This window comes from Gilvimarinus sp. 2_MG-2023 (genome assembly GCF_030547685.1).
Classification (GTDB): Bacteria; Pseudomonadota; Gammaproteobacteria; order Pseudomonadales; family Cellvibrionaceae; genus Gilvimarinus.
This window is the reverse complement of record NZ_JAUOQM010000049.1, coordinates 82,805-100,699: the sequence shown is the minus strand read 5'-3', so window position 1 is coordinate 100,699 and position 17,895 is coordinate 82,805. Positions and strand designations below refer to the sequence as shown.

Sequence of the window (17,895 nt, the reverse complement as noted above, 5' to 3'; positions counted from 1 at the left end):
GTGATTTTGTATTAAGGTCGCAGTTTGTAGCCGGTGTGAAAAATCCAGGCAATCAGCGCGCTAAAAATAGCAATAAAGATCGCGATCATTGCCAGACTGATACCTATATGAACGTCGGCCGCGCCGTAAAAACTCCAGCGAAAACCACTGACTAAGTATACCACTGGGTTGAACAGGGTTACTTTCTGCCAAAACTCGGGCAACATTGAAATGGAGTAAAAGCTGCCACCTAAAAAAGTCAGCGGAGTGATGACCATCATGGGAATAATTTGCAGCTGCTCAAAGCTTTTCGCCCAGAGGCCAATTAAAAAACCTAACAAGCTAAATGTGAGACAGGTGAGCATTAAAAATGCCAACATCCACAGCGGATGCGCGATGCTGTAGTCGACAAAACAGCGCGCGGTGACAAGGATGATAAGCCCCAAGATGACTGACTTTGTCGCCGCCGCACCGACATAGCCGATAACAATTTCCAGCGCCGAAACCGGGGCCGATAAAATCTCGTATATGGTGCCGGTAAATTTGGGCATATAAATTCCGAACGAGGCGTTCGATGTGCTCTCGGTTAATATCGTCAGCATAATCAAGCCGGGAATAATAAAGGCGCCATAGTGAATGCCGTCTATTTCCACAATTCGCGAGCCAATGGCCGAGCCGAACACAATAAAGTAGAGCGAGGTCGATAACACTGGTGAGGCGATAGATTGCATCAGTGTGCGCCAGGTCCGGGCCAATTCAAATAAATAGATGGCTTTTATACCGTAGCCGTTCATGGCGTTGCCTCCGCATTGTGCGTGTCGGGTTGGTGGACGAGAGAGACAAAGATCTCTTCCAGGGAGCTCTGTTTGGTCGATAGGTCGTGATAATCGATATTAAGCTCACCGACCTTGGCCAGTAGGGGGGCAACCCCTTCTTTGCGGTCGGCGCTGTTGTATTGGTAGATCAGAGCTCGCCCTTGCTCGCTCAGTTGCAGGTTGTACTCTTGCAGTGCAGCGGGTATTTCAGGCAGAGGCGCGTTGAGGTGCAAGGTCATGGTTTTTTGCCCGAGCTTTTGCATCAAGGCGTGTTTTTCTTCCACCAAAACAATTTTCCCTTTATTAATCACGCCAATGCGGTCGGCCATGTCTTCGGCCTCTTCGATATAATGCGTGGTCAGGATGACAGTAACGCCATTGTGACGCAGCTTGCGAATCATGCTCCACATATCCCGGCGCAGCTCTACGTCTACCCCGGCGGTTGGCTCATCCAAAAATAATACGCTGGGTTCGTGTGCCAAAGCTTTGGCAATCAGTACCCGCCGTTTCATGCCCCCCGACAGCGCCATAATATGGCTATCTTTTTTATCCCACAGCGAAAGATCTTTTAGCAAATTCGATAGATAGTCGTCATTGGGTTTACAGCCAAACAGGCTGCGACTGAAACGGACGGTATCCCACACCGATTCAAACATACTGACGGCCAACTCTTGCGGCACTAAACCAATGCGTTGGCGCACCTGGCGATAGTCGCGCACAATGTCCAGCCCGTCGATGCTGATGCGGCCTGCACTCGGGTTGGCAATGCCGCAGATAATGCTGATTAGGGTGGTTTTCCCCGCGCCATTGGGACCCAGCAGGGCAAATATTTCCCCGCGTTGAATGCTAAGGTCAATCGGTTGCAGTGCCTCTAAGCCTGAGGCGTAGGTTTTGCGGATGCCGGTTATATCAATGATCGGTTGCACAGAGACTCCTGTGATTGAATGTGGTTAGAGCGCGGCGCAGTAGCGATGCACGCGCCTGCGGCAATGGGCTAAAGTGTTGCCGCTGATGCCGGTTTCGTGTTGCTCGATTGTACCTGTGGGCGATGAGATTTGTTGTAATAACTTTTCCACCCGGCTAACAAGGTCCCAATGAATAAAGCACTCGGCGACAATTAAGTTCCAGTCTAGATAGAGTGCATAGCGCTGGGGCAAAAGCTCCGCTCTACTGAGCTCTCGCAGGGCTGCGAGGTGTGGCAAGAATTGCTCCAGTAGGGCGCACAAGCGAAAGCTACCATCTTCGAGCTGATTGGCCAGTACGGGGTCATACTCTCTTAGCGGAGACTCTTGATCTTTGAGTTGAGCTTGTAGAGTGCGAATAAGGTGTGGTTGTAATACGGCGTATTCGACGTGTATTTCGGCGACCGTGTAGCGCTCGGTATCGGCCAGTTGTTCGGCAAAATGCAGCATGGGTTGGCGCCGTTGCTGCGATTGGTCGAGTAAACGGCTGAAAGCAATGTTGAGGCTATTGGGCATAGGGGCATCCTTTTCAAGCAGATAATATCTCCGGTTTAGTCGATTGGGCCGACACAGTTTCGACTGCAAGGCGCAAGATCGGTGTCGGCAGGCCCTAAACTAATTCCGATATGTGTCACTTTCTGACGTATATACTGTTTAAAGTTAAAAAAATGATTCAGGGAGTGTAGCTATGGCGACAACCGCAACTCGTCTTATCCATATGATTATGGCTTTGCAGCGCGAACCAAATTTATCGGCCTCTAAGTTGGCCGATGAATTAGAGGTGTCAGTGCGCACGGTGCAGCGCTATATCGGTATGCTGGAAGAGATGGGGGTGCCAATTTACGCCGAGCGCGGCAGCCACGGTGGCTATTCTTTGGTGCGCGGTTACCGGATGCCACCGCTTATGTTTTCGGCGCAAGAGGCTGTAGCGGTTTGCCTGGGGGCGGAAATGGTGGCTCGCGCCTGGGGCAAATTATTTCGCCCCGCGGCACAAAGCGCCATGACTAAAATAGCCAATGTGCTGCCCGAGGCGCAACTGGCCGATATGAACTGGGCGCGCGAGAGTTTGCTGACTCGGGGTATGCCGCGTATTAACCCCACCATCGACGAGGGAAGATTGCATCAGGTTTATCAAGCGGTGCACGAGCGCACTCAGTTAACGATTGAGTATCGCTCCCGCGGACAAATCCACAGCATCAGTAGAACCATTGATCCCTATGCGTTGGTTTACAGTTGGGGGCAGCAGTACTGCTTGGCCTTTTGCCATTTGCGCGGTGCTTTGCGCTCGTTTCGCGTCGACCGAATTGAGACGGTTGAGGCGTTAAATGTAACCTTTGAACGCCCCGTCAATTTTGATCCGGATGACTATTTTAGCCCCAGTGCACTGGAATCTGAAGCGTTTGAAGTGGTGCTTTTCTTTCCCAAAAACCAGGCTTTGGTGGCAAAAGATCACCCCTGTTGCTGGGACAATTTGGTCAATCACCCCGACGGTTCGGTGACTGCGTCCTTTAAAAGTGCGGAGTTGGATATGGCGGCCTGTCGGGTGATGGGCTTTTTGCCCGGTGCTGAGTTACAAAGCCCGCCCGCGCTTATTGCATTGGTGCGAGATAAAGCCCGGGCGATTGCCGAGAGTTACCAAAGTGCGACAGCACTGCCCACACCTGCCTAAGGATGCCAATAATGCCATTGCCAATTATAAATATTGCCGATTTAACGACTCAACCTATGCCTGAGGGGATGGGGCCTACGGGCGATGCCTGCCAAAAATATGGTGCGCAAATGGCTTTTATCGGGCCGGTACTAGGGGCGAAAAAGTTAGGTTATAACCTGACCGAAGTGGAGCCTGGAAAGAGCGCCTTTCCCTACCACTGTCACCGGGTGAATGAGGAGATGTTTTATATTCTGGAAGGCGAGGGTCGGCTGCGCTTGGGGGAGAATCACCAGCCAATTAAAGCGGGTGATATTATTGCCTGCCCGCCAGGCGGGCCTGAAACGGCTCACCAAATTATCAATACCGGCGCTAACGTTTTGCGCTTTTTGGCCGTCAGTACGCGTCTGACGCCCGAGTTAGCGGAATACCCCGACAGTGGTAAATTTGGCGTGATGGCACAATACAGCGATGCCGACGGTAAACCCGAGATGTTTTTACACGTCGGCAAACGGGAACAGAATCTTCCCTACTGGGATTAACCGACCATTAGGTCGGAAAATCGCAATTGACCATCCACTTAATACCGTACCGATCGGTAAAAGCACCGAAGCGTTCGGCCCAAAACGTTTTTTCCAGCGGCATTTGGATCTCACCGCCTGCACTCAGCGCTGCGTAGAGGTCTTCGGCCTCTTGCGCGGACTCCGCTTGCAGGCAAATGGAAACTCCTTGTGGCTTTTGGTAATTGCCGGGCGGGGCGTCCGAGGCCATTAGAGTCGATGCGCCGATACGCAGGCTGGCGTGCATGACTTTATCGGCATAATCGTCACCGAACGGCGAGCCGTCGGGGGCATCACCGTAGCGCATTAAAGCATCGATGGGGGTGTCCAGTGTTTGACTGTAAAACTCAACGGCTGCTTGGCAGTCGCCGTTGTAAAAAACATAGGGGTTTAGTTCGCGCATTATGGATCTCCTGATTGATTGTGGATGAGGCCTTTTGTTTATCACGACATTGTGGTGTTAACGGCAATATGCATCGGCATTGTTTTGTTTTCCGTTATGCACACTAAGGTTAAAAGCCTCGCATCTATCAGTCGTCTCGAGTTTGTTGATTTCGACAATGCCGAGGTTTTTATTATGTATTGAGTTGCCGTATCGGGCGCACCTCAATACTGCCGACCCGCGCCGGCGGGATATCCTGGGCAATGCGCAGTGCTTCGTTCAGGTCTTTCGCTTCGATCATATAAAACCCCGCTAATTGCTCTTTTGTTTCGGCGAAAGGGCCATCGGTGATCTGTAGGTCACCGGCACGCACACGCACAGTGGTTGCGGTGGCGACCGGTTGCAAGGCCTCGCCCGCTAACAAATGGCCGCTCTGGCTGATCTTTTCGGCGTAGGCGGCGCACTCCTGGTCTTGTGGGCTGTTGGGTAAACCGTGTAGGTCTTGCTCATCGCTATACACTAAACATAAATACTTCATTGTTCGCTCCAGTGTGTTTGAGGTCGTTATAGTCGTCCGCCGGACTGTCTAATCGACAGCGCTACCAATATTTTTTTCATATTGTTCGATGCGCATTTGTAAATAGCGCCTCTCTGCCGCTAAACGGGTCAAGCTTAGGGCATAATGGTAACGCTCGTGGGCTTGGTGGTGGCGACCCGAGCGGCGCAGCAAGTCGGCCCAGGCGGCATGGGCGGGAAAGTAAGAGGCTAAATCGCCATTAGCCAGTTGCTCTATGTGGCTAATGGCAGTATCTATATCCCCCGCCATGGCTTGAGCAACCGCTTGGTTGAGGGCTACCACCGGCGTGGGGGTACGCAAATAAAGTGCTTGGTAGAGTCCCCAGATTTCTTGCCAATCGGTATCTGCCGCGGTTGGGGCTTCGGCGTGTAGAGCGGCAATGGCAGCTTGCAGGGCATAGGAGCCTGTGGCCGGCCCCACAAGAGCGCGGGGCAGCAGGGCGGTGGCCTCAGCAATGGCGTCATGATGCCAGCGTGTTCGGTCCTGATCTTCCAGCAGTATGATATCGCCGTTGGGTTTTGAGCGTGTATCTTGACGGCTGTGCTGTAACAACATAAGCGCCAGTAAGCCATAAACCTCGGATTGTGGCAGTAGGCGGGTCAATAAACGCCCGAGGCGAATGGCCTCGTCGGTCAGGTGTACACGCTGCAGGCTATCCCCACCGCTGGCGTAGTAGCCTTCATTGAAAATCAAGTACACGATTTTCAGTACACCTTGTAAGCGTTCTGGTAACGCTTGTTTGCCCGGCACTTCATAGGGGATACCAGCACTTTGGATTTTGCGTTTGGCGCGAACTATTCGCTGCGCTGTGGTGGAGGCCTTGGTTAAAAACGCACTGGCAATTGCTTCGGTACTGAGGTCACACACCTCTCGCAATGTTAAAGCGATGGCGGCCTCGTGACTGAGACTGGGGTGACAACAGGTAAAGATAAGCCGCAGACGATCATCCTCTAAGTGTAGAGTGTCGGGATCGGGGGCTTGGCAGACGGCGGTGTCTTCACTGACTAAGTCTACCTCACGGCGGTGTTTGCGTAGCTGGTCAATCGCCTTAAATCGCCCGGTAGAGACCAGCCAAGCGGTGGGGTTGTGTGGCACCCCTTCGTCTGGCCACTGCTTTAGTGCACAGGCGAAGGCCTCTTGCAGGGCCTCTTCAGCCAAATCGAAGTCTTTTAATAAGCGGATAAGGGTGGCGAGCACTTGACGCGAGTGTTCGCGGTAAATTCGTTGTACAGTGTGGTGTATAGCGTCGCTCATATCCCTGATACATCGTTTTAAAAAAATAGATCGTATAGTTAAATGAATCTTGTAACAACGTAGGCCTTATCGAGTCTTAAGGATAAGCGATAATACAAACCGTTTCTTTACAGGGGCAGAAATGTTTATTAAACCGTCAAATCGTATCCGTGAGAGTGAGATCACCCCAGAGTCCGTGTACCGCGAGCGGCGCCGTTTTATGCAGCTGACGCTGGGAGCTGGGGCGTTAGCCGCAGCCTCCGGGGCGGGCGCCAAGCCGGGTTTTGTGGCCGATGCGGGCGCAGCGGTAGGCCCCGATTGGCTCAAGCAAAAAATAGCCGATGCTGAACCTTATGGTGAAAAAGTGACAGACAAGCTCACGCCCTATGAGCACGTCACCAGCTACAATAATTTTTACGAGTTCGGCTACGATAAGTCCGACCCCGCTAAACACAGCGGTACATTACAGCCCCACCCCTGGAAGGTAGAGATCGCCGGACACGCGGAAAAAACCGGGGCTTTCAATTTGGAGGATTTGCTGGCCAAGGTCACTCTGCGCGAGCGGGTGTATCGATTGCGCTGTGTCGAGGCCTGGTCCATGGTAATTCCCTGGGTTGGGTTCGAGCTGGGCGAGTTACTCAAGCAATTTAAACCTACCAGCCGTGCTAAATATGTTGCGTTCACCACCTTGTTGGACAGTAAGCAAATGCCCGAGCAAGCGAGTCGCTTCAGTACTATCGACTGGCCTTATCGCGAAGGGTTGCGTATTGATGAGGCGATGAACCCACTGACGCTTTTAGCGGTTGGACTGTACGGCAAGCCTCTACCCAACCAAAATGGTGCTCCGTTACGCCTAGTCGTACCCTGGAAGTACGGCTTTAAAAGTATTAAATCCATCGTCAAAATTGAGTTTACCGAAAAACAACCCGGCACCAGCTGGAATGTGAGAGCACCTAACGAGTATGGTTTTTACGCCAATGTAAACCCTGAGGTCGATCACCCGCGCTGGTCTCAGGCCAGTGAGCGGCGCCTGCCCAGTGGGTTGTTTAGCCCCAATATTATTGATACGCAGATGTTTAATGGCTATGCCGATGAAGTGGCGCACCTGTATAAAGGGATGGATTTGCGTAAGCATTATTGAAGGCAGAAGGCAGAAGGCAGAACGTATGAAAGCAGTAACTTGGCGGCGACTTTTTATTTTTATGGTAGCGCTGGCGCCCTTTGGCTGGATTTTTTATCGAACGATAAGCCAGCAGTTGGGGGCCGACCCGGCAAAAACCATCGTGCTGTTTACCGGTGAGTGGGCGATCTACTTTTTGTTTGCCTCTTTGGCGGTGACACCTTTGGTGCGCTCGGCCAAGTGGCGCTGGTTAATGCCACACCGGCGTATGCTGGGGTTATTTGCTCTGTTCTATGCTCTGTGCCACGTGGCCTCCTATTTAGTGTTTATTTTAGGGTTAGATTTCAGTCGTTTTTTTGCCGAATTGGTTAAGCGCCCTTATATTACCGCCGGGGCTCCGGCGGTGTTGATCCTAATCGCTTTAGGGGCAACTTCAACCAAGGCGATGATGCGTCGCTTGGGTAAACGCTGGCAGTCTTTGCATCGGCTGGTATATGTCGCGCTTGGTTTGGCTTGGGTGCATGTACTTTGGCAGGTGCGCTCCAGTTATTTTGAAGCGGTTATTTATGGCATTCTTGCCGCGCTATTGCTGGGGTATCGGCTGTATTGGCGGCAAAAAATGGCCCGCAAGAAAGCTCTCTAACACCGTATCCCTCAAATCTAATAGCGCTGAGGTAGTTTGGTCGCCTGCTCGTCGTTTTTACAAAAACACACAGTTTTCATTGTTGAACAAGTTAAGCTTACCTCAATCAGTGTAAGGTTTTCTCGTGAATGCCATGGGAGGTGTGAAATGCGGGTATTGGTATTAGGTTTAGTGGCAACGCTGGGGTTGTCAGCCTGTGGTGGGTCTTCAAGCTCGGACACTCCAGGGGGGACTAACCCCAGTGGAAATGGAAGTTCTTCGAGCCTGAGCAGCCTTGGAGGGAGTGACCCCGCTGGAAGTAGCAGCTCTTCGAGTCAGGGAAGCTCTGTAGGAAGCGGCGGCTCAGAGCCTGTCGACTATGAACCCTTAAAGCCCGCCCAGGTCGACTCTAAACCACTGCAACCGATAGCAGGGCAGGATTTAACCCACTACCTAGCCAACGGTTTTCGCCTGCAAACCGGTGGATTTTACCCTGAAAAAGGGGTGGGCGGAGAAGTAGATTTTTCTGCCTCACCAGTCGAAGGCAGTAATGATGGCGCAGGCGATTACTCCGATACCAATGTCCATGTCGCCGGTGTGGATGAGGCCGATGTGGCTAAATACGATGGCGCACATTGGTTTGTCTCCTATGTGCCGGAAAATGCCGCCTCGAATCTGCCCGGTATTCAAGTCTTTGCCACTGATCCCGACACCCCATCGGCGCAATTAGCGGGAAGCTACAGCTTCGCCGAAAGTGATTGGGGGGAGGCGACATCTCTGTATTTACACAAGGAGGCCGACCTTGCCAGCCATGTGATTGCTATTCGCAATCAGTGGGGCAATATTTACCCGCTGATGCCGGGGGGCGCACCTGATATTGTGTTTTCCGCGGATATTTGGCCGGGGCCGGTAAACAGCGAATTTCGGCTGGAGTTTATCGATGTCAGCAACCCCGCCTTGCCCCAGTTGGAGAACAGCATCAGTATTGACGGTGCCTTAATTAATAGTCGGCAGATTGGCGATACCTTGTACTTAGTGTCCCGTTTTGACCCTTGGTTGAATGACTTGCACTTAGAGCACGACCAAGAAAATACGCGAGCCGACAACGAGCAGGTATTGGCTCAGGCGAGTCTTGCCGACATATTACCGGGCTATCGCGTAGGCTCAGTTGAAGCCCCGCTTACCGAGGAATGCTTGGTACAGAGTTCGGTGGATGAGCATACGGGCTATTATTCGGTGGTCAATATCACCGCTATCGACTTGTCCAGCCAGTCGGTATTGGCCAGCCAGTGCTTAAGCACGGCGGTGGATGATATGACCATGAGCACCGATGCGCTTTATATTACTGGGTCAAATTGGTCGGGTGAGGGCGAGACGACCACCTTACATAAATTCAATTTAACCGCTGAGGGGCCAGAGTACGCCGCCACCGGTGCGGTCAGCGGCACCTTGCGTGGTCGTGCGCCTTTTCGGGTGCATCAAGCGCACGACAAGCTCCGAGTGGTAACCAGCCAGTGGCAGGGCGAGTTGACCCACCACTTGTTTGTGTTAGAGCAAAGTGGCCAGAGTTTGGATACGATCGCCGAGTTGCCCAATGCCAACCGGTCCCAAGCCATCGGCAAACCGGGAGAAGATATTTACGCTGTACGTTTCACTCAAGACAAAGCCTACATCGTCACCTTTCGACAGGTTGATCCCTTCTATGTGGTGGACTTGACCAACCCGCTGGACCCTAAAATCAGCGGCGAGCTAGAGGTGCCGGGGTTTGCCACTTATATTCATCCAATCAACGATCAATATATATTTACCCTTGGGCAAAATGTTGACTCCATCTCGGGCTGGACCGACGGAATTAAAGCGCAGTTGATACAGGTGGAGGCGGGTGTACCTACTTTGGCCGGCGAGGTTAATATTGGCCAACAGGGCAGTAGCAGCGAAGCGCTCTACGACTTGCGCGCCCTGAGCTTTTTAGCCGACACCGAAGATAACCTACGGGTAGCTTTTCCGGTAAAAGTACAGGCCCGAGTCGACCAGGCGTACGCCACCTGGCAGTATAGCGGCCTGCAGATGCTGGAGCTGCAGGGATTACAGGGTGATACCGCCACCATGCTGGATAAAGGCACGCTGGTGGCTGAAGCCGTCGGCAGCGAACAGTGGGATAGTGGCGTCGGGCCCCGGCGCGGGTTGTTGCATGATGATGCTGTTTTTTATGCGCATAACAACCAAGTCTGGGCTGCCCAGTGGGGCGATGCCAGCAACCCCTCATTACCAGTTGGCGGTGAGCCGATCGCTTGCACTGAAGAGCTGCGTTACGGTCTTCATGTCAATGTGTGGGCGGAAGAAGCTGATGCCTGTAGCGCCAGTGTTACCGCCACCGATGGTGAATATCAAGAGACATTAACTCAGATAGACTCCTCTTGGGGCAGCTGCTATTTCCAGGGCGCGCAGGAGCGCGCGGGTACCTACGACATTACCGTCGAACTTGCCGGTTATGCTTCGCAAGCACTGGCGGGAATTGTGGTATCGCGCGATCTGTGCCACGTGCAAACCGCTATGTCTCCGCTTACCTGACGCCGGCTGAGCTATAGTGGTTTTGCCGATTACAGCTTTGTGGCGGTGTATTTGATGTATACTCCTTGAGAAATAATCATAGGGTGTCTTTGTAGTATTGAAGGTGCCTACAAGGAGATCGCAATGGAAGACTGGGTAAGTTCGGGTTTGCCTGCTTGGGCGTGGGTGGTAGCAGGTTTTGCTCTGGCCGCGTTAGAGATCATTTTACCCAGCTTTTTTATGTTGTGGTTGGGGGTGAGCGCCATTGTGGTCGGTGTGCTCAGTCTGTTCCTGCCGTTCGATTTGGCCGCCCAGCTGTTCCTGTGGGCGGTTCTGTCCATGTCATGTCTCGTCGCCTGGTTTCGCTGGGTGGCTCCGCGTATGAAAGATAAAACCCGCAGCGGTATGGCCTATGAAAAGCTGCTGGGTCAAACCGCCATCGTCTTGGTTTTTAACGCTTCCACCGGACGCGGTCAGTTGCGCTTTTCGGCACCTATTTTGGGTGAAGATGAGTGGCGCTTTATCTGCTCGGATGATCTCAGTGCGGGAGATCGCGTGGTAGTCAAGGATGTGTCTGGCAACGATCTTGTGGTAACACTTCACCAATAATCAATAGAAAGGATATCAATTATGGACGCACTTATTACCGTTGGTGCCATTGTTTTTTTAACGTTCTTTGTTATTACCCGTGGGGTTAGAATTGTGCCACAAGGGCGCAAAGACGTTGTGCAGCGCTTGGGGCGCTACCACATGACCCTCACCCCAGGGCTCAATCTCATTATTCCATTTTTCGATAGCGTGGCCTATAAAGTCACCACCAAAGATATTGTGTTGGATATCCCTTCGCAGGATGTAATCACCTACGATAATGCGGTAATCATAGCCAACGCCGTGGCTTATATTAATATCGTCAGCCCGGAAAAATCCGTCTACGGCGTAGAAAACTACACCATCGCTATCCAAAACCTGATTCAAACCTCACTGCGTTCGATTATTGGCGAAATGGCGTTGGATTCGGCTCTGTCATCGCGCGATCAAATTAAGGCCAAGTTAAAAGCCTCCATTTCTGATGACATCTCCGATTGGGGCATTATTCTCAAAACCGTTGAGATTCAGGACATTAACCCATCGCCTACCATGCAGCAGGCAATGGAAGAACAGGCCGCTGCCGAGCGTCAAAGGCGCGCCGCGGTAACTCGTGCCGAAGGGGAAAAACAAGCCGCTATTCTCGAGGCCGACGGTCGCCTGGAAGCCTCGCGCCGCGACGCTGAGGCAAAAATTGTGTTGGCCGACGCGTCGGCACAGTCGATTCGAGTAGTAACTGACTCGGTTAAAGGTGGCGATGAACTGCCTGTGATGTATCTGCTGGGGGAAAAATATATTGAGTCCATCGGCGATTTATCAACCTCCGCCAACTCCAAAACCGTGGTTTACCCCGCCGATCTCGCCAACGCCTTTAAAGGTATGTTTGGCAAAAGTTAAACATCTTTTGGGGCCAATAACCATTGGCCCTTTCTCTTCCACACTTTTATTGATGTTAGCCTGCTAAAGCAATACTCCGAGCCGTTAAGGCTGATGGCTACCCGTAAATCTACGCATCTGTTGTCAACTACCGACTAGCCCACGCAGGCTACATACTGGGCATCATTACTGTTCGTGAGCAGGTGGTCACCTTGGTCGAGTGAGATAAAGCTTTTGGGATGGCATGCCGCGTTGTATATAAACGCGGCCTCAGCAATGTTAACGGTTTAAATACGAGAACAGTGTAGCAACTTCTTGCTCGGTTAAACTTTGCATCCGCTCGATGTTACGCTCCGGGACAGACTCGGTATCGGCACCGTTATCAATCGCATTGGTTAAGCTTTGCTCGCGCAGTAAATGCAAAATAGGGTAGGGCGAGCGATTGGTTAAGTTGCTGCGCTCGTCATAGTCGGTGTTAGAAAATTGATAATCGGGGTGAAAGTGAGCTATTTGGTACCGCCCCAGCAGACCTTGCTTGTTTAGCCAGCTTTCGGCTTGCTGCACCGTAATTGTGTAAAAGTAAAAGTCCTCATAACCCTCGGGCAGTATTAGCAGTGTGGTTTCTAATGTGCTGATGTCCGCCTCGTCCAACCGGGCCACCTCGGCGCCGAGTACCTCAAATAGCCCAAACTCGTCGGTTTCATCAAACACGGCAAAACGAATACGCTGGTGTTTGGCTGGTTGATGGGCAAACGGGCATAAATTAAGTCCGAGTACTACGGTTTCGAACCACTGTTTTGTCTCGGCAATAACACTGCTGGTTGCTAGCTTGTTCACACTTACTTTCGCCCTATTTATGGGCCCTGTGCCCTAATAGCAGCACTATAGTCGCTCTGTTGGTTCGAAAGCAATGGCGGCGCTAATGACAGGTTTGACGATGGGCAACGTCCATGGCCAGTAGCATTTCCACCCAAGCATTAACCTCTGTGAGAGGCGAATAAGCAATATCGACAAGCGGCGCTGGCTATGGCGCACTCGGTTACGAATTGTGTTACCCAGTGTTCGATGCGCTCATCGGTTAGTTCAAACGGTTGGTCGTTGTTTGTAGCTTAAAAGCACCTTAATGCAAATAATAACTATTATTAATTAGGTGGTCGGTTTTTTAATCTTATGTCTCATTCGTGAAAGGGCTAAAGCTGCTAAACTCCCCGCATGACTCAAACAGCCCTACAAACACTGCAAAGCACCTTTGGTTACGAGGCCTTTAGAGGCCCGCAAGCCGAGATTATTGAGACCGTTATTGCCGGGCAAGACGCCTTGGTGCTCATGCCCACCGGCGGCGGTAAATCCCTGTGCTACCAAATTCCGGCCTTAGTGCGCGAGGGCGTGGCGATTATCGTCTCGCCGCTGATTGCACTCATGCAAGATCAGGTGAATGCGCTGGCACAGCTGGGTATTAGCGCCGCGTATTTAAACTCCAGCCTCGCGTTTGATGAGGTGCGTGCCATTGAGCAAGGCTTGCGCCAAGGTGAGGTCAAAATCTTATACGTCGCCCCCGAGCGTTTAATTCAACCGCGTACCTTGGAGATGCTGCAGGAGCTGCCGTTGGCGTTGTTCGCCATTGATGAAGCGCATTGCGTGTCGCAGTGGGGGCACGACTTCCGCTCGGATTATTTACAGCTAAGCTTGCTGCATCAGCAGTTTCCTAATGTGCCGCGAGTGGCGTTAACGGCCACTGCCGACGACCGCACTCGCGCCGAGATTATTACTCGTCTGCAATTAGAGGATGCCGCGCAGTTTGTCAGTGGCTTTGACCGGCCCAATATTCAATACCGTATTGAGCAAAAACAAGACGCCCGTCAACAGCTATTGCGTTTTTTACACAACGAGCACCCAGAGGATGCGGGCATTGTTTACTGCTTATCGCGCCGTAAAGTAGACGAAACCGCCGCTTGGTTGAGTAAGCAAGGTTTTACCGCACTGCCTTACCATGCAGGCCTGCCGGCGGCGACTCGCAAAAATCACCAAGAGCGCTTTTTGCGAGAAGAGGGCGTTATCATCGTTGCCACCATTGCCTTTGGTATGGGTATCGACAAACCCGACGTGCGTTTTGTGGCGCACTTGGATTTACCTAAAAGCATCGAGGCTTACTACCAAGAGACCGGCCGCGCTGGCCGCGATGGCCAACCCGCGACTGCGTGGATGGCCTATGGTGTGCAGGATGTTTTAAAACTAAAACAAATGATGAGTCAGTCCCAGGGCTCAGACGCTCACAAACGCACCGAAAACCACAAGCTCGATGCCATGCTCGGCTTGTGTGAAATCACCAGTTGCCGACGCCAGGTGCTGTTGTCGTACTTTGGTGAGCCGGAACACGGCCCCTGCAATAATTGCGATACCTGTTTAATTCCGCCGCAAACCTATGATGCCACCGTGGTCGCGCAAAAAGCACTCAGCGTTTGCTACCGCACCGGTCAGCGTTTTGGTGTTAATCATTTGATAGACGTACTGCTGGGTAAAACACCCGAGAAGGTGACCCAGTTCGGTCACGATAAACTCAGCACTTTCGGCATCGGTGAAGAATTAGATGTGAATCAGTGGCGCTCGGTATTTCGCCAGTTGGTAGCGCGCGGCTTAATGCAGGTGGATGTCGCCGGTTACGGTGGCTTGTTGCTCACCGAAAAATGTCGCCCGCTGTTAAAAGGGGAGCAAAGTATTGAACTGCGTAAAGACACAAAAGTCGACTCTGGGCGCAAGTCGAAAAGCAGCCCAGCGGCCAAGGGTATCACCGGCCCAGATCGCGCGCTGTGGGACAAGCTGCGCGAATTGCGCAAAGCGCTGGCGAGTGAGCAGGACATTGCGCCCTATATGATTTTTCACGATGCGCACCTAATGGAAATGGTCAGCTTACAACCGCAGGATTTAGATGCGTTTGCGCGCATTTCGGGCGTGGGCGCCAGCAAGCTAGAACACTATGGTGATGCGTTTATCACTGCCATTACCGAGCATGTCGAAAGCTTAGCCGATTATGCCGGTAGCGCCGAGAATGTAAAAGCCACCGAGCATGAAACCTTTGCTTTGTTTAAAGCCGGCATGACCATTGAAGACATCGCCCGCCAGCGCGAGTTGACCCCCACCACTGTTTATGGCCATTTGGCCGGATTAATTGAGCAGGGCCAGCTGGATGTGGCTGAGGTGGTGGAGTTGCCCGAGCAAGAGCTGGAAACCATCTTCGATGTTATGCTGGCGCACGACGATGAACCCTTTAAACTCAAGCCGGTCTATGATGCGCTTGATGGAGCTTACGATTATGGTGTGCTGCGCTGTGTACGCGCGGTTATTGTGCGTGAGACGGTGCATTAAGTGCCAGCAAAGCTAAAGTTTTGATTATTGACCGACTGACTAGACTATTAGATAGGCGAAGAAAAATGAATACAACACTCGCGCAGCGAGCGCTCAGCTTAGCCTCTTGCCGCTATTTTTGGCTGGCCGTTGCCGCCGCCATGCTCGCTCTGGAAGGCGGCGCTCTCTATTTTCAGTATGTTGAACACTACTACCCGTGTGAAATGTGTATCTACGTGCGGGTTTGGGTGGCGGCGATTTTTGTAGTGTCAGTTTTGGCGTTGGTATTAAAGCGGTGGTTTTGGGGCCGGGTCATAGCGAGCTTGACGGGCCTTGTTTTAAGCTTGGGTTTAGCGTGGGAAACCTGGGGCTTAGTCAAAGTTGAATATAATATTGGCCACGGCAGTGCCTGCGGCTTTAAAGCCAACTTCCCCGGCTGGGCTCCATTGGATGCTTGGCTGCCGGCTCTGTTTAAAGTGGAAGATTTATGTCAGGCCACGCCACTGGTGCTGGGGCCCATTTCCATGACTCACGGCTTGATAATGATTAGCGCCGGATTGATTGCGACCATGTTATTGGCATTACTAGGCTGCTTTTACTTGCCGAAGCGATAACAACTTTTTACTTCGCTACAGTAGTGCGCTTGACTTTACCTATAGTAAATTTAATTTTTATACGGATTTTATGGGAAAAGCCATGGACTACAGAAAGCACGTGCATCGTCACTTGTTGCGAACATCTCGACTTACACTAGCCTTACTGGCCGCTGGTATGCTGAGCGCCTGCGGCTCAGATTCCGGTGCTGGTGATATGAGCATTCCCTTTACGGCTATCGACTGCCCCGCGGTGTCTGGTTATACCTCCTACGAAGATCCCTATTTTGCGGTGATTGATAACGAGCACGAATACCGAGAAAGGTATCTGGCGACCGATTTAAACAGTCAGGAAGAAGCGCCAGCGGTGGACTTTTCCACACAACAGGTGATTGTGCTGCACGCCGGTATGAAACCTTCAGGCGGGCACTTTATCGATGTGCTGAATATCATTGAAAAAGACGGTGCGTTACAAGTAAATTATCAAGAGGGTGAGCCGCAAACCTGCTCGGCAAACACTGCCATACGTTACCCTTATTGTTTTATCTCAATTGAGGCTACCGATAAGTCGGTAACCTTTGCCGGGGACGTGGTCAACAGTTGCGGCTAACGGCCTGCCATATCTCACCGTAGGTGAGATATGGCAGGCGGGCTTTTGAATTACGCCGAGCTTGTTTCTTGGCTTTGGGTTTGGCCACTTGGGCGCAAAGTTCTGGCTGCAATTGCCATATATCGCAATGCGGGCAGTATCTCATTCCACTGATGGGTTTTTAAGCCGCAGTCAGGGTTTACTCAAAACCGTTTAGCGGGAATGCGTTCGCGCGCTTAGCGCCTATGCGGGGAAGCCTCAAATTATGAGCCTTTGCCATCTTGGCCTCCTAGTCAATAAGGGATCAGTGTCGGCGGTGGTTGATATGATTAAAAATGGTATTATTTCATTGTTTGATGAAGTGTATTCATCTTTTAGTTTGAGATTAAGAGGCAGGGCATGATAGAGCGCAACCATTTGGCTATTTTGCGGGCAGTAGAACAAGATGGCTCCCTGACCGCAGCCGCTGATCGTTTGCACTTGACTCAATCGGCGTTGAGTCATGCCATTAAAAAGCTGGAACAGCAGCTCGGGACGCCAGTTTGGGAGCGTGAAGGCCGCCGCTTGCGGCCGACTCAAGCCGGGCAATATTTGTTAGGGCTCGCCGGGCGCTTGCTGCCACAGTTGGAGCATGCCGAAGATGTGATTGCTCGTATGGCCGCAGGGGAGCGGGGAGTGTTGCGCATCGGCATGGAGTGCCATCCTTGTTATCAGTGGTTACTGAAAATCGTGGGGCCGTATTTAACGGCCTGGCCGGGGGTAGATGTCGACGTTAAACAGCAATTTCAATTCGGTGGCATGGCCGCATTGTTTGGACACGATATTGATTTGCTCGTCACCCCCGATCCGCTGCATAAACCTGGTGTCGAGTTTACCCCTGTGTTCGAATACGAACAGGTGTTGGTGGTGGCCGATAGTCATTCGCTGGCGCAGCAGAGTTTTGTGCGGCCCGAGCAACTGGTGAGCGAGGTATTAATTTCGTATCCGGTACCGGTAGAGCGGTTGGATATTTTCAGTCATTTTATGTTGCCGGCGGGTGTTGCACCGCGCAGCCACAAAACCATAGAGACCACCGATATTTTATTGCACACGGTAGCGGTTGGGCGAGGCGTGGCAGCATTGCCGGGCTGGCTGGTTGAGGAATATGCCGCAAGCTTGCCTATTAAAGCGATAAGTTTGGGCGAGAAAAAATTACATAAACAGATATACGTCGGTGTGCGCAGTGCAGACCGAGCCACCGATTATATTGATGCGTTTATCAGTCAAGCCGCAACACCGTAAAGGTAAATAGACATTATCTATATGTAAATTTGGTGGCATTGCAACTTGGTAAAAATATTTGGAAATACTACAGATTTGTCATACTTTGCAGTGTGTTTTTATCGCAATGGCTCGAAACATTTCAATAATAAAATAGACGCAAGTCACAAAAAGAGGCTGTTATAACTGGGTAAAGCGGCAT

At 51.8% G+C, this 17,895-nt stretch carries 18 protein-coding genes and 1 pseudogene; 11 read left to right on the top strand and 8 right to left on the bottom strand.

Features of this window, described 5'->3' with window-relative positions:
* Positions 1-11: 11 nt before the first annotated feature.
* From Q4526_RS14755 to Q4526_RS14745, 3 genes are read right to left on the bottom strand one after another with little or no spacing between them, the layout of a single operon-like run.
* On the bottom strand, positions 12-773 hold the full coding sequence (locus tag Q4526_RS14755) for an ABC transporter permease (protein ID WP_215977863.1): 762 nt from the start codon (positions 771-773) through the stop codon (positions 12-14).
* The gene (locus Q4526_RS14750) at positions 770-1,720 is read right to left on the bottom strand and encodes an ABC transporter ATP-binding protein (protein WP_215977862.1); all 951 of its coding nucleotides are present in this window, start codon (positions 1,718-1,720) and stop codon (positions 770-772) included. Before Q4526_RS14750 ends, Q4526_RS14755 begins: the two co-directional genes overlap by 4 nt.
* A 24-nt stretch (positions 1,721-1,744) precedes the next feature.
* On the bottom strand, positions 1,745-2,272 hold the full coding sequence (locus tag Q4526_RS14745; RefSeq protein WP_215977861.1) for a hypothetical protein: 528 nt from the start codon (positions 2,270-2,272) through the stop codon (positions 1,745-1,747).
* A gap of 172 nt (positions 2,273-2,444) precedes the next feature.
* On the opposite strand from Q4526_RS14745, the gene Q4526_RS14740 reads away from it, so the two are divergent.
* Both Q4526_RS14740 and Q4526_RS14735 read left to right on the top strand, forming a co-directional pair.
* On the top strand, positions 2,445-3,425 hold the full coding sequence (locus Q4526_RS14740) for a YafY family protein (RefSeq protein WP_215977860.1): 981 nt from the start codon (positions 2,445-2,447) through the stop codon (positions 3,423-3,425).
* 11 nt (positions 3,426-3,436) lie between these two features.
* A complete protein-coding gene (locus Q4526_RS14735) occupies positions 3,437-3,946 on the top strand; it encodes a cupin domain-containing protein (protein ID WP_215977859.1) in 510 nt (169 codons plus the stop codon).
* A gap of 7 nt (positions 3,947-3,953) precedes the next feature.
* Here the strand turns inward: Q4526_RS14735 and Q4526_RS14730 are convergent, their stop codons facing one another.
* The 3 genes from Q4526_RS14730 to Q4526_RS14720 form a co-directional block, all read right to left on the bottom strand.
* Positions 3,954-4,367: a VOC family protein gene (locus Q4526_RS14730; RefSeq protein WP_215977858.1), complete on the bottom strand. Its 414-nt coding sequence runs from the start codon at positions 4,365-4,367 to the stop codon at positions 3,954-3,956.
* A gap of 172 nt (positions 4,368-4,539) precedes the next feature.
* Positions 4,540-4,884 carry a YciI family protein gene (locus Q4526_RS14725; RefSeq protein ID WP_215977857.1) on the bottom strand — a complete coding sequence of 115 codons (345 nt, stop codon included), beginning with the start codon at positions 4,882-4,884 and terminating at the stop codon, positions 4,540-4,542.
* A gap of 48 nt (positions 4,885-4,932) precedes the next feature.
* Complete coding sequence (locus tag Q4526_RS14720; protein WP_215977856.1) at positions 4,933-6,177, bottom strand: RNA polymerase sigma factor; 1,245 nt, start codon at positions 6,175-6,177, stop codon at positions 4,933-4,935.
* 121 nt (positions 6,178-6,298) lie between these two features.
* On the opposite strand from Q4526_RS14720, the gene msrP reads away from it, so the two are divergent.
* The 5 genes from msrP (at position 6,299) to Q4526_RS14695 (ending at position 11,930) form a co-directional block, all read left to right on the top strand.
* On the top strand, positions 6,299-7,297 hold the full coding sequence (gene msrP / locus Q4526_RS14715; RefSeq protein WP_215977855.1) for a protein-methionine-sulfoxide reductase catalytic subunit MsrP: 999 nt from the start codon (positions 6,299-6,301) through the stop codon (positions 7,295-7,297).
* A 25-nt stretch (positions 7,298-7,322) separates the two neighbouring features.
* Entirely contained in the window at positions 7,323-7,919 is a 597-nt protein-coding gene (locus Q4526_RS14710; RefSeq protein ID WP_215977854.1) for a sulfite oxidase heme-binding subunit YedZ, read from the top strand.
* A 147-nt stretch (positions 7,920-8,066) separates the two neighbouring features.
* Positions 8,067-10,469: a beta-propeller domain-containing protein gene (locus Q4526_RS14705; RefSeq protein ID WP_215977853.1), complete on the top strand. Its 2,403-nt coding sequence runs from the start codon at positions 8,067-8,069 to the stop codon at positions 10,467-10,469.
* A 123-nt stretch (positions 10,470-10,592) separates the two neighbouring features.
* Positions 10,593-11,057, top strand: a complete 465-nt coding sequence (locus tag Q4526_RS14700) for an NfeD family protein (protein ID WP_215977852.1) — start codon at positions 10,593-10,595, stop codon at positions 11,055-11,057.
* A gap of 21 nt (positions 11,058-11,078) precedes the next feature.
* Positions 11,079-11,930: an SPFH domain-containing protein gene (locus tag Q4526_RS14695; protein WP_303603932.1), complete on the top strand. Its 852-nt coding sequence runs from the start codon at positions 11,079-11,081 to the stop codon at positions 11,928-11,930.
* 258 nt (positions 11,931-12,188) lie between these two features.
* On the opposite strand, the gene Q4526_RS14690 is transcribed toward Q4526_RS14695, so the two are convergent.
* On the bottom strand, positions 12,189-12,746 hold the full coding sequence (locus Q4526_RS14690; RefSeq protein ID WP_215977851.1) for a DUF1415 domain-containing protein: 558 nt from the start codon (positions 12,744-12,746) through the stop codon (positions 12,189-12,191).
* Positions 12,747-13,121: 375 nt separating this feature from the next.
* Between Q4526_RS14690 and recQ the strand changes: the two genes are divergently transcribed.
* From recQ to Q4526_RS14675, 3 genes are all read left to right on the top strand, one after another.
* The gene (gene recQ / locus Q4526_RS14685) at positions 13,122-15,272 is read left to right on the top strand and encodes a DNA helicase RecQ (RefSeq protein ID WP_215977850.1); all 2,151 of its coding nucleotides are present in this window, start codon (positions 13,122-13,124) and stop codon (positions 15,270-15,272) included.
* 65 nt (positions 15,273-15,337) lie between these two features.
* Positions 15,338-15,865 (top strand): disulfide bond formation protein B, encoded by a 528-nt coding sequence (locus Q4526_RS14680; RefSeq protein WP_215977849.1) that lies wholly within the window; start codon positions 15,338-15,340, stop codon positions 15,863-15,865.
* Between the two features lie 82 nt (positions 15,866-15,947).
* Positions 15,948-16,454, top strand: coding sequence for a protease complex subunit PrcB family protein (locus tag Q4526_RS14675; RefSeq protein ID WP_215977848.1), 507 nt, complete (start codon positions 15,948-15,950; stop codon positions 16,452-16,454).
* A 50-nt stretch (positions 16,455-16,504) separates the two neighbouring features.
* Here Q4526_RS14675 and Q4526_RS14670 read toward each other — a convergent pair.
* Positions 16,505-16,624: pseudogene (locus Q4526_RS14670) on the bottom strand (hypothetical protein); the annotation flags it as partial.
* 208 nt (positions 16,625-16,832) lie between these two features.
* On the opposite strand from Q4526_RS14670, the gene Q4526_RS14665 reads away from it, so the two are divergent.
* Positions 16,833-17,714: a LysR family transcriptional regulator gene (locus Q4526_RS14665; RefSeq protein WP_215977847.1), complete on the top strand. Its 882-nt coding sequence runs from the start codon at positions 16,833-16,835 to the stop codon at positions 17,712-17,714.
* Positions 17,715-17,895 lie beyond the last annotated feature (181 nt).